Source organism: Pseudomonas sp. Tof1 (assembly GCF_055390395.1).
The window spans coordinates 6,346,659-6,363,119 of sequence record NZ_AP024344.1; the positions used below are offsets into that span (position 1 = coordinate 6,346,659).

10 protein-coding genes, 1 tRNA gene and 2 pseudogenes are annotated in these 16,461 nt (G+C 62.8%); 10 read left to right on the forward strand and 3 right to left on the reverse strand.

Annotated elements, in window-relative coordinates; genetic code table 11:
• Positions 1-13 precede the first annotated feature (13 nt).
• Positions 14-1,249 carry a multifunctional CCA addition/repair protein gene (locus tag ACZ5KU_RS28645; RefSeq protein WP_464736580.1) on the forward strand — a complete coding sequence of 412 codons (1,236 nt, stop codon included), beginning with the start codon at positions 14-16 and terminating at the stop codon, positions 1,247-1,249.
• 103 nt (positions 1,250-1,352) lie between these two features.
• Here ACZ5KU_RS28645 and folK read toward each other — a convergent pair whose 3' ends face one another.
• Complete coding sequence (gene folK / locus ACZ5KU_RS28650) at positions 1,353-1,883, reverse strand: 2-amino-4-hydroxy-6-hydroxymethyldihydropteridine diphosphokinase (protein WP_054057026.1); 531 nt, start codon at positions 1,881-1,883, stop codon at positions 1,353-1,355.
• Entirely contained in the window at positions 1,874-2,227 is a 354-nt protein-coding gene (folB, locus tag ACZ5KU_RS28655) for a dihydroneopterin aldolase (RefSeq protein ID WP_054057027.1), read from the reverse strand. Before folB ends, folK begins: the two co-directional genes overlap by 10 nt.
• 74 nt (positions 2,228-2,301) lie before the next feature.
• On the opposite strand from folB, the gene plsY reads away from it, so the two are divergent.
• Positions 2,302-2,871, forward strand: coding sequence for a glycerol-3-phosphate 1-O-acyltransferase PlsY (plsY, locus tag ACZ5KU_RS28660; protein ID WP_054057028.1), 570 nt, complete (start codon positions 2,302-2,304; stop codon positions 2,869-2,871).
• 31 nt (positions 2,872-2,902) lie between these two features.
• Here plsY and tsaD read toward each other — a convergent pair whose 3' ends face one another.
• On the reverse strand, positions 2,903-3,928 hold the full coding sequence (gene tsaD / locus ACZ5KU_RS28665; protein WP_054057029.1) for a tRNA (adenosine(37)-N6)-threonylcarbamoyltransferase complex transferase subunit TsaD: 1,026 nt from the start codon (positions 3,926-3,928) through the stop codon (positions 2,903-2,905).
• 195 nt (positions 3,929-4,123) lie between these two features.
• Between tsaD and rpsU the strand changes: the two genes are divergently transcribed.
• From rpsU to ACZ5KU_RS28705, 8 genes and pseudogenes are all read left to right on the forward strand, one after another.
• On the forward strand, positions 4,124-4,339 hold the full coding sequence (gene rpsU, locus ACZ5KU_RS28670) for a 30S ribosomal protein S21 (RefSeq protein ID WP_002551877.1): 216 nt from the start codon (positions 4,124-4,126) through the stop codon (positions 4,337-4,339).
• Positions 4,340-4,773: 434 nt separating this feature from the next.
• Positions 4,774-6,761 (forward strand): annotated as a pseudogene (dnaG, locus tag ACZ5KU_RS28675) (DNA primase).
• A 67-nt stretch (positions 6,762-6,828) separates the two neighbouring features.
• Complete coding sequence (gene rpoD, locus ACZ5KU_RS28680; RefSeq protein ID WP_054057032.1) at positions 6,829-8,679, forward strand: RNA polymerase sigma factor RpoD; 1,851 nt, start codon at positions 6,829-6,831, stop codon at positions 8,677-8,679.
• 114 nt (positions 8,680-8,793) lie between these two features.
• Positions 8,794-12,536, forward strand: a pseudogene (locus ACZ5KU_RS28685) (bifunctional diguanylate cyclase/phosphodiesterase).
• A 15-nt stretch (positions 12,537-12,551) separates the two neighbouring features.
• Positions 12,552-12,628: transfer RNA gene (locus ACZ5KU_RS28690), tRNA-Ile, on the forward strand.
• 222 nt (positions 12,629-12,850) lie between these two features.
• Entirely contained in the window at positions 12,851-13,993 is a 1,143-nt protein-coding gene (locus ACZ5KU_RS28695; RefSeq protein ID WP_464736581.1) for a Fic family protein, read from the forward strand.
• A gap of 31 nt (positions 13,994-14,024) precedes the next feature.
• Complete coding sequence (locus tag ACZ5KU_RS28700; protein WP_017906284.1) at positions 14,025-14,483, forward strand: Lrp/AsnC family transcriptional regulator; 459 nt, start codon at positions 14,025-14,027, stop codon at positions 14,481-14,483.
• 284 nt (positions 14,484-14,767) lie between these two features.
• Entirely contained in the window at positions 14,768-16,450 is a 1,683-nt protein-coding gene (locus tag ACZ5KU_RS28705; protein WP_054057035.1) for a flavin monoamine oxidase family protein, read from the forward strand.
• The last annotated feature ends 11 nt before the right edge of the window (positions 16,451-16,461 follow it).

The window sequence follows — 16,461 nt, forward strand, 5'->3', positions numbered from 1 at the left end:
ACGGAGGTTTTTCATGCAGATCTATAAAGTCGGCGGTGCGGTACGTGATCGCCTGCTGGGCCGCGCGGTCACCGATATCGACTGGGTCGTGGTCGGTGCCACCAGTGAAGAGATGCTCGCCAGGGGCTTTCGCCCGGTCGGAGCGGACTTCCCGGTGTTTCTCCACCCCAAAAGCGGCGAGGAATACGCCCTGGCCCGCACCGAACGCAAGAGCGGGCGCGGCTACGGCGGTTTCACCTTCCATGCCAGTCCCGAGGTCACCCTCGAAGAGGACCTGATCCGTCGCGACCTGACGATCAACGCCATGGCCGAAGACGACCACGGCAACCTGACCGACCCCTACCACGGCCAGCAGGATCTCGAAAATCGCGTATTGCGGCACGTTTCCCCGGCATTCGCCGAAGACCCCCTGCGCGTATTGCGCGTTGCCCGCTTTGCCGCCCGTTATGCCGGCCTCGGGTTCACGGTGGCGCCACAGACGCTCGCACTGATGCGTCAGTTGGCGGAGTCGGGCGAACTGGAGGCGCTGACACCGGAGCGCAGCTGGAAGGAAATCTCCCGGGCCCTGATGGAGGAACAGCCTCAGGTATTCATCCAGGTACTGCGCGAATGTGGCGCCCTGGCAGTGCTGTTTCCCGAGATAGAGGCCCTCTTTGGTGTCCCGCAGCCAGCCGCCCACCATCCGGAGATCGATACGGGTCGGCACACCCTGAGCGTGCTGGAACAGGCCGCCCGCCACCAGCAACCCCTGACCGTACGCTGGGCCTGCCTGCTGCATGACCTGGGCAAGGGTCTCACCCCCGAGGAGGAATGGCCGAGGCACATTGCCCACGAAGCCAGGGGGCTTGCTCTGATCAAGGCCATCAACGAGCGCTACAAGGTGCCCCGCGATTGCCAGGAGCTGGCCTTGCTGGTGGGTGAGTATCACACCCACAGCCATCGCGCTCTCGAACTGAAAGCCTCGACCCTGCTGGAGCTACTGCAGAGTTTCGATGTCTATCGTCGGCCGCAACGCTTCGAGGAATTCATCGCCGCCTGTGAAATGGATGCCCGCGGGCGCCAGGGGCTGGAACAGCGGGATTATCCGCAGGCCGCCTACCTGCGCGGCGCGGCGCAGGCGGCCAAGGCCGTCGCGGTTCAGCCGCTGATCGAAAAGGGCTACAAGGGACCGGCGCTGGGCGAGGCGCTGCGCCGCGAGCGCCTGACCGCCCTAAAGGTCTACAAGGAGAAAAACACGACCGCCCGTTGAGGAACATGGTCCGATGTGGGAGCGGGCTTGCCCGCGAAGCTCTGCGCTATATCAAGGACGCCGCACCGGCAAGCCAGCTCCCACAGGCTGACGAGGCTTCGGCTCAGGCCGATGCCGCCAGCAACGCGGCGGGTGTCAGTTGCTCGCCGCGCCATTCGAACGCAACGGGAGCCAGCACCTGATCGATCCGCGCCTCGCGCCACAACGTCGCAAAACTCTTCCCGGCTTCGGGATGCAGCTTTTGCGGCGCAATCAGCGATAATGGCCACAATACGAATGCATTTTTCAGGATTTCGGCACGCGGCAGGATCAGCCCGTCGAAATTCCCTACCTGCTCACCATACAGCAGGACATCGATATCCAGCGGCAAGCCTTTGCGATCCGGCGCATAACGGCCGTTGTCGGCCTCGATGAACTTCAGTCGACGATCCAGCTCCATCAACGGCAGATCGGTCAGGGCCGACACCACCAGGTTGAAGAACGGCCCGCTCCTGATCCCCACCGGCTGGCTCTCGAACACCGCCGAGCAGCGGATATCCTGCAGAAACCCGGCAAGGGCATCCAGACCGGCGCACAAATGGGTTTCGCGCTCGATGTTGCTGCCGAGCCCGAGATAAACCTGAGTTAGCGACATCCGCGCTCGATCTCCACGCCCACGCCCCTGGCGGCCGCAACCGCCCCCGGCTTGGTCAACTTGAGGTGCAGCCAGGGAATCTGGAACTCGCTCATGAGCACTTCGGCCAGGCGCTCGGCAAAGGTTTCCACCAACTGGAACTGCGACTGCTCGGCAAAAGCCTGGATCCGCGTCGACACGCTGGCGTAGTCGAGCGCCAGGGTCAGGTCATCCCCTGCCGCGGCCGGGCGGTTGTCCCAGGCGAAACTGAGGTCAAGACGCAGGCATTGCCTGATGCCGCGCTCCCAGTCGTAGGCCCCGATCACCGTGTCGACTTCCAGGCCCTCGATAAACACTCTGTCCAAGCACTCTTCTCCGCAGCACGACAAGGGCGCAATGCGCCGTTAGAATCAGGGCGTCCTCGCCCGGAATAGTTAGCATGTTTTGGTTACTGGCGATCCTCGCCTACCTGCTCGGCTCTCTGTCCTTCGCCATTTTGCTCAGCCGCCTGACCGGTACGCCCGATCCGCGAATGAGTGGTTCGGGCAATGCCGGCGCCACCAACATGCTGCGCCTGGCCGGCAAGAAACTGGCGATCCTGACGCTACTCGGCGACCTGCTCAAAGGCCTGCTGCCGGTACTGATCGCCGGGCTAGCCGGCATGACGCTGCAACAACAGGCCTGGATCGGCGTCTGCGCCGTTCTCGGCCACCTGTTTCCCCTCTATTTCCGCTTTCGCGGCGGCAAGGGGGTGGCGACGGCGGCCGGCATGCTGCTGGGGCTCTACCCTCCAGCGGCCCTGCTGGCCATCGCCACCTGGATCCTGACCTTCTACCTCACCCGCACCAGCTCGCTGGCCGCCTTGATCGCCACACCGCTGACCCTGCCGCTGCTGGCCTGGCAGGAGCCGGCGGCGCTGTTGCCGATGAGCGTACTGACCGGGCTGATCGTATGGCGCCACCGTGGCAATCTACGCGACCTTTTCGCCGGCCGCGAACGGCATTTCTAGATATTGCCCGTGAAAGCCGAGCCACAGCGCCTCAAAGTGGCGGCAACTGCTCCATCGGCCAACGCGCCTGTACGCTGATCGCCAGGCTTTCATGCTGCCCGGCCTGCAGGCGCTGGCAGCCGGCAAAGGCAATCATCGCGCCGTTATCGGTGCAGAACCTCGGGCGTGCATAGAACACCTCGCCCTTCAGGTCGCCGAGCATTTTTTCCAGGGACTCGCGCAAGGCCTTGTTGGCACTGACGCCACCGGCGATCACCAGACGCTTCATGCCGGTCTGCTTCAACGCCCGCTTGCACTTGAAGGTCAGAGTCTCCACCACTGCCTGCTGGAAGGCCAGCGAGATGTCGCAACGGGTTTGCTCACCGTCGTCTCCAGCGCTGACGCACTGCTGCCAGGTATTGAGGGCAAAGGTCTTCAGGCCGCTGAAGCTGAACTCCAGGCCCGGACGGTCGCACATCGGCCGCGGGAACACGAAGCGCCCGGGCACACCCTGTTCGGCCAACCGGGCGATTTCCGGGCCGCCCGGATAATTCAGGCCGATCAGCTTGGCGGTCTTGTCGAAGGCTTCGCCGGCGGCATCGTCCAGGCTTTCGCCCAGCACGCTGTACTGGCCAATACCCTCGACCTGCACCAACTGCGTGTGCCCGCCGGAGACCAGCAGGGCGACGAAAGGAAACTCCGGTGGCTGCTCCTCGAGCATGGGCGCCAGCAGATGACCTTCCATATGGTGCACGCCCAACGCCGGGATATCCCAGGCGAAAGCCAGGGCCTGGGCGCACGAGGCGCCGACCAGCAAGGCGCCGACCAACCCTGGGCCGGCGGTATAGGCGATCGCATCGATCTCGGTCGGTGCACAGTCGGCCTCGGCCAGCACCTGGCGGATCAGCGGCAGCATGCGCTTGACGTGATCGCGGGAAGCCAGTTCCGGCACCACGCCACCATAGGCCCGGTGCAGGTCGATCTGGCTGAACAGCGCGTCGGCCAGAAGGCCGCGCTCACTGTCGTACAGCGCGACGCCGGTCTCGTCGCAGGAGGTTTCTAATCCCAGTACTAGCATGGGTTTGCGCCCTGAGGCTGAATTCGAAGGCGCGCATGATAGTCGTCCCCCCCAGCTCCGACCAGCGGTTTTCGATCAGAGGCTTTGCATTCCGCGTCCCGAGGGGTTAACATCCGCAACCCTTAAAAACCGATGATCTCCAGTGCGCTTTTGCCTGAGGACGTCGACCCCGGTAATGAATGAAGGTAGCTCTGGATGCCAGCCGTCAAAGTTAAAGAGAACGAACCCTTCGACGTAGCTCTGCGTCGTTTCAAGCGCTCCTGCGAAAAAGCCGGTGTTCTGGCTGAAGTTCGTAGCCGCGAATTTTACGAGAAGCCAACTTCCGAGCGTAAGCGCAAGGCAGCTGCTGCTGTCAAGCGTCACGCCAAGAAAGTTCAGCGCGAACAGCGCCGCGCCGTTCGTCTGTACTAATACACAGACGTTCGCTGCAAGCTTCTGCCAAGCCCGGCCCTCAGCCGGGCTAATGGCATTTGCGGATATCGCTTGATGCTTCACCGTCAAAGCCGCCGATGCGGCCCAGACGAACCCGCTTCACCACGTCAGAACTGGCTTATAGCCAGCGGTGCACGTCTTTACTGACGAGCCTAACAAGGCTACCGGCGAGCACACCCTTTCCAGCTTGCGGCAAATCCGTGGTCACCTTGACCTCCAGCGGGCCCGACAGCGACATTGTACAAATCGAAATTCGACAGGCCGCCCGATTCAAGGTCAGCCGGTTTCGACAGATACATTTCCCGACGATGCTTGAGCAGACGACGAACGGTCGCGCAGCCAACAGGCCTGCATGCCTCACGTCGACAGGCCCTTTCGGGATCTCCCAGCAGCGCAGTGACAACGAGAACGCCATGGCCGGGCTGATACCCCAGAGCTTCATTGACGACCTTCTGAACCGTACCGACATCGTCGATGTGGTCAGCTCGCGCGTGCAACTGAAAAAGGCCGGCAAGAACTACACCGCCTGCTGTCCTTTCCACAAGGAAAAGACCCCGTCCTTCAGCGTCAGCCCGGACAAGCAGTTCTACTATTGCTTCGGCTGCGGCGCGGGGGCAATGCCCTCGGCTTCATCATGGACCACGACAACCTGGACTTCCCCCAGGCTGTCGAGGAGCTGGCGAAAGCTGCCGGCATGGAAGTCCCCCGCGAGGAAAGGGACAACGGCCGCGGGCGCAAGCCACGCCAGCCGACCGACTCGCCGCTCTATCCGCTGCTGACCGCGGCCGCCGAATTCTACCGCCAGGCGCTCAAGAGCCATCCGGCGCGCAAGGCTGCCGTCGATTACCTCAAGGGCCGCGGCCTGACCGGCGAAATTGCCCGCGACTTCGGCCTGGGTTTCGCCCCGCCGGGCTGGGACAACCTGTTCAAGCACCTGTCCAGCGACACGCTGCAGCAGAAGGCCATGATCGACGCCGGCCTGCTGATCGAGAACGCCGAAACCGGCAAGCGCTACGACCGCTTCCGCGACCGCGTGATGTTCCCTATCCGCGACACCCGCGGCCGCATCATCGCCTTCGGCGGCCGGGTGCTCGGCGACGACAAGCCCAAGTACCTGAACTCGCCGGAAACCCCGGTGTTCCACAAGGGCCAGGAACTCTACGGCCTGTACGAAGCGCGCAAGAACAACCGCAACCTCGACGAGATCATCGTCGTCGAGGGCTACATGGACGTCATCGCCCTGGCCCAGCAGGGCCTGCGCAACGCCGTGGCCACCCTGGGCACCGCGACCAGCGAAGAGCATATGAAACGCCTGTTCCGGGTGGTGCCCAGCGTGCTGTTCTGCTTCGACGGCGACCAGGCCGGCCGCAATGCCGCCTGGCGCGCGCTCGAGGCCACCCTGAGCAGCCTGCAGGACGGCCGGCGCGCGCGCTTTCTGTTCCTGCCGGAAGGCGAAGACCCGGATACCCTGATCCGCGCCGAAGGCACCGACGCCTTCCGTGCCCGGATCAACCAGCATGCGCAGCCCCTGGCCGACTACTTCTTCCAGCAATTGACGGAAGAGGCAGACCCACGCTCGCTGGAGGGCAAGGCCCACATGGCCACCCTCGCCGCCCCGCTGATCGACAAGGTGCCAGGCGCCAACCTGCGCATCCTGATGCGCCAGCGGCTGACGGAAATCACCGGCCTGAGCAGCGAAACGGTCAGCCAACTGGCGCAAAGCGCGCCAGCACCGATGCCGGGTGCCTACGACCCGGGCATCGACTACGGCTTCACTCCGGACTACTCGGACCACCCGGACTATTCGGATTACCACCAGCCGCAGGAGGCCTACGTGCCCCAGCAGCAGGAGTGGACGCCGAAGAAATCCGCTGGCGGTGGCAAGAAGTGGGAAAAGAAACCCTGGGACAAGAACGGCAAGCGTGGCGGCGATCGCGACCAGCCACACCCACCCAGGGTCCCGGCACCGGTGGAGCCCCCGATCCAGGCCGCGGTGCGCACGCTCATTCACTACCCGCAACTGGCCGGCAAGGTCGAGACCGCCGGTCACTTCGCCGATGAAGACAACAGCACGACCCAGTTGCTGGTGGCCCTGCTCGAGGCCTTGCAGAAGAATCCTCAGCTAAGCTCCATTCAGATGCTTTCGCGCTGGTACGGCACCGAACAGGGCCGATTGCTGACCCGTCTGGCGGAAAAGGAGTGGCTGATCGACGGAGAAAACCTTGAACAACAGTTTTTCGACACCATAACTAGCTTGTCAGCCCGCCAGCGCGAGCGAAAGCTGGAACAACTTCTCAGGAAATCGCGACAGAGCGAGTTGAGCGCCGAGGAGAAATCCCTGCTGCTCGAATTGCTCAAACGCGATGTTCCTGCATCAAACCCGACCTCAACTGGCGCGTGAGGTCATAGCTCAGGTATAATCCTCGGCTTGTTTTTTGCCCGCCAAGACCTTCAGTGGATAGGGTGTTATGTCCGGAAAAGCGCAACAGCAGTCTCGCCTCAAAGAGTTGATCAGCCGTGGTCGTGAGCAGGGTTACCTGACTTACGCGGAGGTCAACGACCACCTGCCGGAGGATATTTCAGATCCGGAACAGGTGGAAGACATCATCCGCATGATCAACGACATGGGGATCAACGTATTCGAGAGTGCTCCGGATGCGGATGCCCTTTTGTTGGCCGAAGCCGATACCGACGAAGCCGCTGCCGAAGAAGCAGCTGCGGCGCTCGCGGCTGTGGAAACCGACATCGGTCGCACTACCGACCCGGTGCGCATGTACATGCGCGAAATGGGCACGGTGGAGCTGCTCACACGTGAAGGCGAAATCGAAATCGCCAAGCGTATCGAAGAGGGCATCCGTGAAGTCATGAGTGCCATCGCGCACTTCCCTGGCACGGTTGAATACATCCTCGACGAGTACAATCGCGTCACCAGCGAAGGTGGCCGCCTGTCCGACGTTCTCAGCGGCTACATCGACCCGGACGACGGCACCGCGCCGCCTGCCGCCGAAGTTCCGCCACCGGTCGATGCCAAGTCCGGCAAGGACGACGGCGACGACGACGAAGACGAAGAATCCGAAAGCGGTGACGACGAGGAAGAGGCCGAAAGCGGTCCGGACCCGGTCGTTGCGGCACAGCGTTTCGGCGCCGTCGCCGAGCAGATGGAAATCACCCGCAAGGCGCTGAAGAAGCACGGCCGCCACAACAAGGCGGCCATCGCCGAACTGTTGATCCTGGCCGACCTGTTCATGCCGATCAAGCTGGTGCCCAAGCAGTTCGAGATCCTGGTCGAGCGCGTTCGCAGCGCCCTGGATCGCCTGCGTCAGCAGGAACGCGCCATCATGCAGCTGTGCGTGCGTGATGCCCGCATGCCGCGCGCCGATTTCCTGCGCCAGTTCCCTGGCAACGAAATCGACGAGAGCTGGAGCGATGCCCTGGCCAAGGGCAAGGCCAAGTACGCCGAAGCCATCGGCCGCCTGCAGCCGGACATCATCCGTTGCCAGCAGAAGCTGACCGCACTCGAGGCCGAAACCGGCCTGACGATCGCCGAGATCAAGGAAATCAACCGTCGCATGTCGATCGGTGAGGCCAAGGCCCGCCGCGCGAAGAAAGAGATGGTTGAAGCCAACCTGCGTCTGGTGATCTCCATCGCCAAGAAGTACACCAACCGTGGCCTGCAATTCCTCGACCTGATCCAGGAAGGCAACATCGGCCTGATGAAGGCGGTGGATAAGTTCGAATACCGTCGTGGCTACAAGTTCTCGACCTATGCCACCTGGTGGATTCGTCAGGCGATCACTCGTTCGATCGCCGACCAGGCCCGCACCATCCGTATTCCGGTGCACATGATCGAGACGATCAACAAGCTCAACCGTATTTCCCGGCAGATGCTGCAGGAAATGGGTCGCGAGCCGACGCCGGAAGAGCTGGGCGAACGCATGGAAATGCCTGAGGACAAGATCCGCAAGGTATTGAAGATCGCCAAGGAACCGATCTCCATGGAAACCCCGATCGGTGATGACGAAGACTCTCATCTGGGTGACTTCATCGAAGACTCGACCATGCAGTCGCCAATCGATGTCGCCACCGTTGAAAGCCTCAAGGAAGCCACCCGCGAAGTGCTGTCCGGCCTCACCGCCCGTGAAGCCAAGGTACTGCGGATGCGTTTCGGCATCGACATGAATACCGACCACACCCTCGAGGAAGTCGGTAAGCAGTTCGACGTGACCCGCGAGCGGATTCGTCAGATCGAAGCCAAGGCGCTGCGCAAGCTGCGTCACCCGACGCGAAGCGAGCATCTGCGCTCCTTCCTCGACGAGTGATGGACAAAACCCCCGGCCCGCCGGGGGTTTTGCTTTTCAGCAGGGTACAAAAGCCTCTCCTCCCCCACAGCCCGTCTACACTCGAAACAATCCCCGTGCCATAACGAGACCGTTATGCCCAGACTGCCAGCCCTGCTACTGCTGTCGCTGCTCGCCTGGACCGCAACGGCTGGCGCGTTGAGTCTCACCGATGAGGAACGTAGCTGGCTCGCGGCCCATCCGGAGCTTCGCCTGGGCATCGATAGCGCCTGGCCGCCGTTCGAGTTTCGCGATGAAGACGGGCGCCATCAGGGACTGTCCGCCGACTACATGGCACTGGTGGAAAAACGCCTGGGCATCAGGCTCACACCCGCCGAGCCAATGAGCTGGGCAGCGGTGCTGCAACAGGCACGCGATGGCAAGCTCGACCTGCTGCCCGGCGTGATGTCCACGCCGGAACGTCGGGCCTACCTGGCCTTCACCCGCCCATACCTGGACTTTCCGATCGTCATCCTCGCCCATGAGGGCGGTGCCAAGCCGCGCAACCTGCAGGAACTGTATGGCCTGAAGATCGCCGTGGTCGAAAGCTACGCCCCCCACGAGCTGTTGCGCACCCATCATCCGGACCTGAACCTGGTCGCCCTGCCCAACGTCAGCTCGACCCTCCAGGCCCTGGCCACCGACGAGGTCGATGCCGTGGTCGGCGATCTCGCCTCCACCGTCTGGAGCCTGCGCCAACTCAAGCTCGACGGCCTGTATGTCAGCGGCGAAACGCCCTACCGCTACCAACTGGCCATGGGTGTGCCACAGGAGCAGAAGATCCTGGTGGGCATTCTCGACAAGGTCATGGCCGACATGAGCCCCGCCGAAGTCGACGCCATCCAGAAACACTGGGTCGGCAACGTCATGAGCGGCCCCTCGTACTGGGTCGATATCCTCAGCTACGGCTTGCCGGGCGTCCTACTGCTGGTCACCGTGCTCGCCGTGGTGATCCGCGTCAACCGGCGCCTGAGCTCGGAGATCTCCCGGCGGGTGGCCCTCGAACAGGAACTGCGCAGCAGCGAGTACCACTACCGCGGCCTGGTGGAGAGCCTGTCGGCGATTGCCTGGGAAGCACGGATGGAGGATTACACCTATACCTATGTCTCGCCGCACGCCGAAGCCCTGCTCGGCTACCCGCTGGCCCACTGGCTGGTACCGGGCTTCTGGCGCAGCATCACCCACCCTGCCGACCTCACCCGCGCCCACGCCTTCTTCGATCACCAGGTCCTGGCCGGCCTCGACCACAGCCTCGATTATCGGGTGATCACCGCCGACGGCCGGACCCTGTGGGTGCGCGACATCGTCAGCCTGATCGGAGAGGGTGATGATCTGGTCATCCGTGGCTTGATGATCGACATCAGCGAAACCAAGCACACCGAGGAGGCGCTGCGCCTGTCGGAGCAGAAATTCGCCTCGGTATTCCAGCAGTGCCCCGACATTCTGGTGATCGCCCGGCTATCGGACGGCTGCCTGCTGGAGGTCAACGAAGCCTTCGAGGAACAGATCGGCCTGCGCGCCGCGCAGGTCCTGGGGCGGAGCGCCACCGAACTCAACATCTGGGGCATCGAGGGGGTCGGTCCCGGCCTCCTCCAGCGCCTGCAGGGTGGCAGCCTCCGCAACCTGGAAATGCCCTTTCGCCGCAGCAACGGCCAGCTGTTCACCGGGCTGATTTCCGCCGAGGTTTTCGAACTCGACACCACCCCCGCGCTGGTGGTCGTGGTGCGCGACATCAGCCAGCTCAAGGAAACCCGGGAGCAACTGCAGACCTCCGAGGAAAAATTCGCCAAGGCCTTCCACGCCTCTCCGGACGGCATGCTGCTGAGCCGCCAGCGCGACGGCATGCTGCTGGAAATCAACGAAGGCTTCACCCGCCTCACCGGCTACAACAGCGCCAGCTCGCTGGACCACTCGGCCATGGATCTGGGCCTGTGGGTCAACCTCAACGAGCGCAAGCACATGCTCGAACTGCTGCAACGCGATGGCTTCGTCCGCGACTTCAATTGCCATATCCGCCGCAGCGACGGACAGATCCGCCTCTGCGAAGTCTCCAGCCGCCCCCTGCCGATCGGCGGCGAAGACTGCATGCTGACCATCGCCCGGGACATCACCGAACGCCACCTGATGCAGGAGAAGCTGCAACAGGCCGCCACGGTCTTCGAAAGCACCGCCGAAGGCGTCCTGATCACCGACACCCGGCAGCACATCAGCGCGGTCAATCGCGCCTTCAGCGAAATCACCGGCTACAGCGAAACCGAGGCCCTGGGCAACACCCCGCGCCTGCTCGCCTCGGGCCAGCACGACAGCGCCTTCTACGCCGCCATGTGGCACCAGTTGAGCGCCGACGGCCACTGGCAGGGCGAGATCTACAACCGGCGCAAGAATGGCGAACTCTATCCCAGCTGGCTGACCATCAGCGCCGTGCGCAACCGCGACCAGGTCATCACCCACTTCGTCGCCGTGTTCGCCGACATCTCCAGCCTCAAGCACGCTCAGGCGAGGCTCGACTACCAGGCCCACCACGACCCGCTGACCGGCCTGCCCAACCGCACCCTGTTCGAAAGCCGCTTGCAGGCGGCGCTGAACAGCCAGCAGGAAAATGGCGGCCAGGGCGCGGTGCTGTTCCTCGACCTGGATCGTTTCAAGCATATCAACGACAGCCTCGGCCACCCGGTCGGCGACCTGCTGCTCAAGGGCATCGCCCAGCGCCTGAAGGAGCAACTGCGGGATATCGACACCGTGGCCCGCCTGGGTGGTGACGAGTTCATCATCCTGCTGCCCGGCCTGCACCAGCCCAGCGACGCCGAGCACCTGGCCAACAAGCTGCTGGGCTGCTTCAGCGCGCCGTTCCAGGCCGGCGAACACGAGTTCTTCATCAGCGCCAGTATCGGCACCAGCCTCTACCCCGGCGACGGCACCGATGTCGCCACCCTGATCAAGAACGCCGACGCGGCGATGTACCGCTCCAAGGCCAAGGGCCGCAACCGGGTCGAAAGCTACACCCGCGACCTCACCGCCCAGGCCAGCGAACGGGTCGCGCTGGAACACGAGTTGCGCCGCGCCATCGAACGCCAGGAACTGGTGCTCTACTACCAGCCCAAGATCAGCCTCGACGATGGTGCACTGGTCGGTGCCGAAGCGCTGATCCGCTGGCACAACCCGACCTACGGCGACGTCCCACCCGAGCACTTCATTCCGCTGGCGGAAGACAACGGCATGATTCTGCAGATCGGTGACTGGGTCCTGGAGCGCGCCTGCCGCCAGATGCAACGCTGGACCTTGCGCTACGGCGAGTTCGGCCCACTGTCGGTCAACCTCGCCGGCGCACAATTGCGCCAGCCGAACCTGCTGACGCGCATCGAACAACTGCTCAAGAGCCACCATCTGCGCCCCGGCTGCCTGCAACTGGAAATTACCGAAAACTTCATCATGAGCCAGACCGAAGAGGCCCTGGATGTCCTGCACCAGCTCAAGCGCCTGGGCGTGCAACTGGCCATCGACGACTTCGGCACCGGCTACTCCTCGCTGAGCTACCTCAAGCGCCTGCCGCTGGACATCCTCAAGATCGACCAGTCATTCGTCCGCGGCCTGCCGGACGACCCCACGACGCCGCGATCGTCCGTGCCATCATCGCCCTGGGCCGCAGCATGCAGTTCACGATCATCGCCGAGGGCGTGGAAAACCTGGCGCAGCAGGCATTCCTCGCGGCCGAAGGGTGCGAACAGATCCAGGGTTACATCGTCAGCCTGCCGCTGTCCGCCGACGAATTTGCCGCGACCTTTCTTCACATGACGCTTTCGGAGTTTTCGGATGGCACAGGAGAGAAACCGTCGTTATAATTCGCGGCCAACTGAGGGCCTATAGCTCAGTCGGTTAGAGCAGAGGACTCATAATCCTTTGGTCCACGGTTCGAGTCCGTGTGGGCCCACCACCTTCAAAGCCGCGCGTTGCGCGGCTTTTGCGTTTCTGGCCTTTATGTTGTCGGCTAATATCCCCATCTCGAAACGGCCATGACCAGTCCGTCTGTGCTGGTAGTTCAGTAGAGACAGGCCCTCTTGCAGAACTGGACGCTGAGCCGAATAACTCGCACAATCGGCTCACGAAATGAGCCGAATAGCCCTCTTATTCGGCTCACGCGTTTGCCGAGGCGCCAATGACCGACCTTCCCTACTGGATCTGGCAGCAGCCAGACTGGCCCAACTTCACCTGGCAGGCCGACACTCTGGCTCCCTGCCTGCTGAGATGCAGTGAGGCTCAAGGACGCCTGCTCGGCATGGCTCGCGCTATCGACGCAGACAGCAACGCACAGAACGAACTGGATGCCCTGCAGCAAAACATCATCACCTCCTCGGCCATCGAAGGTGAGCAATTGAATGTCGGCTCGGTGCGCTCCTCGCTGGCAAGGCGCCTGGGGTTGGCTGCTGATCATCAGGTCAGCCCGCGCAGCGAAGGTCTGGCCGAGTTGCTTCTGGATGCGACCCAGCATCACACACAGCCATTGAGCCTGGAGCGCCTGCTGCATTGGCATACCTTGCTTTTTCCTGTTGACGAAGTCCCTCTGGCAGCACGTATCAGTGTGGGAAAGTTGCGAGGTGACGAGCCCATGCAGGTTGTCTCCGGACGCCTTGATCGGCCAGTCGTGCACTTCGAGGTGCCCCCCCGTAGCGGACTCGATCAGGAGTTGGCAACCTTTATCCACTGGTTCAATACCAGCCAAACGGATAACACACTGCATCCACTCCTGCGTGCCGCCATCGCCCACTTCTGGTTTGTAACACTGCATCCGTTCGATGATGGCAACGGTCGCTTGACCCGTAGCCTCACCGACCTGGCCCTGGCGCAGGCTGAGCAGCAAGCTATCCGTTTTTATGCGATGTCCGCCAGCATCCTCGAAGATCGCAAGGGTTATTACCAGATACTTGAAAGCAGCCAGAAAGGCTTGCTGGATATCACCGCCTGGTTGCAGTGGTTTCTACAAACCTTGCTGCGTAGCCTGGAACATGCCCAGCAGCGGATCGATCGGGTACTGATCAAGGCCAGGTATTGGCAACAGCATCGTCAGTATCAGCTCTCGACCGAACAGTTGAAGGTGCTGAATAGCTTGCTCGATGGCGGCGAGAAAGGGTTCGTGCACGGAATCAGCGCTGCGCAATATCAGGCGGTCGCCAAGGTCAGTAAGGCCACGGCGACTCGGCATCTGGCCGACTTGCTGGAAAAAGGCTGCCTGATCCGCCTTCCGGGCGGTGGCCGCAGTACCCGCTATCAGATCCCCGGCCTGCACTGGGTGGATCAATAATGTGAGCACACCTCTCCGACGGAGTAGCACCTTGCCTGACAGCCGCATCCCCCTCGACGAAATCGATCGCCAACTGATCGCCGCCTTGCAGATCAACGCGCGCGAAAGCGTGGCCATGCTCGCCCGGCAATTGGGCATCGCCCGCACAACCGTGACCTCGAGGCTGGCACGCCTGGAGAAGGCCAAGGTGATCACCGGTTATGGTGTGCGTCTCGGTCAGCGGGTAGTGGATGGCGGGCTGCAGGCCTATGTCGGGATCACGGTACAGCCGCGTTCCGGCAAGGATGTGGTGCGCAGGCTCAGTGCCATGGCGCAGATCCAGCAACTCTGCGCGGTGAGTGGGGAGTTCGACTACGTGGCCTGGCTGCGCAGTGATTCGCCAGAGCAACTGGACCAGTTGCTCGACCAGATCGGCAGCGTCGAGGGAGTGGAGAAAACCACGACTTCGATCATCCTCAGCAGCAAGGTGGATCGGGGACAGCCGGTCTGACCAGGCGTTTCCACAAGAGCGCTTTCGCGGGCAAGCCCCTTCCCACAAAAGACCAAAGCCTTGAGTACGCCGCCAAACCCGTAGAAGCGGGCTTGCCCGCGAAAAGATCAACGCATTGCTGCAAAATGCCCACTACCTTCGTCATAAAGCATCACAGATCAACAAAACGACGACACTCTGCGTCTTATTTACGTACTCCCCGCTCCCTACAATGGCGCCAGTCTTTTCCTAACTACACTTCTACCGGGTAACGTTTCCGGCAGGAGTCGCCAGCAAGGTCCGCCATGAACAAGAAGAATCGCCACCCAGCCGACGGTAAAAAACCGGTCACCATTTTCGGCCCGGACTTTCCTTTCGCCTTCGATGACTGGATCGAGCATCCGGCCGGGCTGGGCACGATTCCGGTGGAGAACCATGGCGCCGAAGTGGCCATCGTCGGTGCCGGTATCGCCGGCCTGGTGGCCGCCTATGAACTGATGAAGCTCGGCCTCAAGCCGGTGGTGTACGAAGCCTCGAAGATGGGCGGCCGCCTGCGCTCCCAGGAGTTCGAAGGCGCCAAGGGCATCATCGCCGAGTTGGGCGGCATGCGTTTCCCGGTGTCGTCCACCGCGTTCTATCACTATGTCGACAAGCTCGGCCTGGAAACCAAACCCTTCCCCAACCCGCTGACCCCGGCCTCCGGCAGCACGGTGATCGACCTCGAAGGGCAGACCCACTACGCGGAAAAACTCGCCGACCTGCCGGCGCTGTTCCAGGAAGTCGCCGACGCCTGGGCCGATGCCCTGGAGGACGGTGCGCGCTTCGGCGATATCCAGCAGGCCATCCGCGACCGCGATGTGCCACGCCTGAAGGAGCTGTGGAACACCCTGGTGCCCCTGTGGGACGACCGCACGTTCTATGACTTCGTCGCCACCTCGAAAGCCTTCGCCAAGCTGTCTTTCCACCACCGCGAGGTGTTCGGCCAGGTCGGTTTCGGCACCGGCGGCTGGGACTCGGACTTCCCCAACTCGATGCTGGAAATCTTCCGCGTGGTCATGACCAACTGCGATGACCACCAGCACCTGGTGGTCGGTGGCGTCGAGCAGGTGCCGCTGGGCATCTGGCGCCATGTCCCGGAGCGCTGCGCGCACTGGCCGGCCGGCACCAGCTTGAGTTCCCTGCACCACGGCGCGCCGCGCACCGGGGTGAAACGCATTGCCCGCGCCGCCGATGGCCGCTTCGCGGTGACCGACAACTGGGGCGACACCCGCCATTACGCCGCCGTGCTCACCACCTGCCAGAGCTGGCTGCTGACCACCCAGATCGAGTGTGAGGAATCGCTGTTCTCGCAGAAGATGTGGATGGCCTTGGACCGCACGCGCTACATGCAGTCGTCGAAGACCTTCGTCATGGTCGACCGACCGTTCTGGAAGGACAAGGACCCGGAAACCGGCCGCGACCTGATGAGCATGACCCTCACCGACCGCCTGACCCGCGGCACCTACCTGTTCGATAACGGCGACGACAAGCCGGGGGTGATCTGCCTGTCCTACTCGTGGATGAGCGACGCGCTGAAAATGCTGCCGCAGCCCATCGACAAGCGGGTCAAGCTGGCCCTGGACGCCCTCAAGAAGATCTACCCGAAAGTGGACATCGCCGCCCGCATCATCGGCGACCCGATCACCGTGTCCTGGGAGGCCGACCCGCATTTCCTCGGCGCCTTCAAGGGCGCACTGCCCGGCCATTACCGCTACAACCAGCGGATGTATGCGCACTTCATGCAGGCCGACATGCCCGCCGAACAGCGCGGCATCTTCATCGCCGGTGACGACGTGTCGTGGACACCGGCCTGGGTCGAGGGTGCGGTACAGACCTCGCTCAACGCGGTATGGGGCATCATGAACCACTTCGGTGGCCGCACCCATGCCGAGAACCCGGGCCCGGGCGATGTGTTCGCCGAGATCGGTCCGATCGCCCTGGCCGACTGAACGGAGTCGCC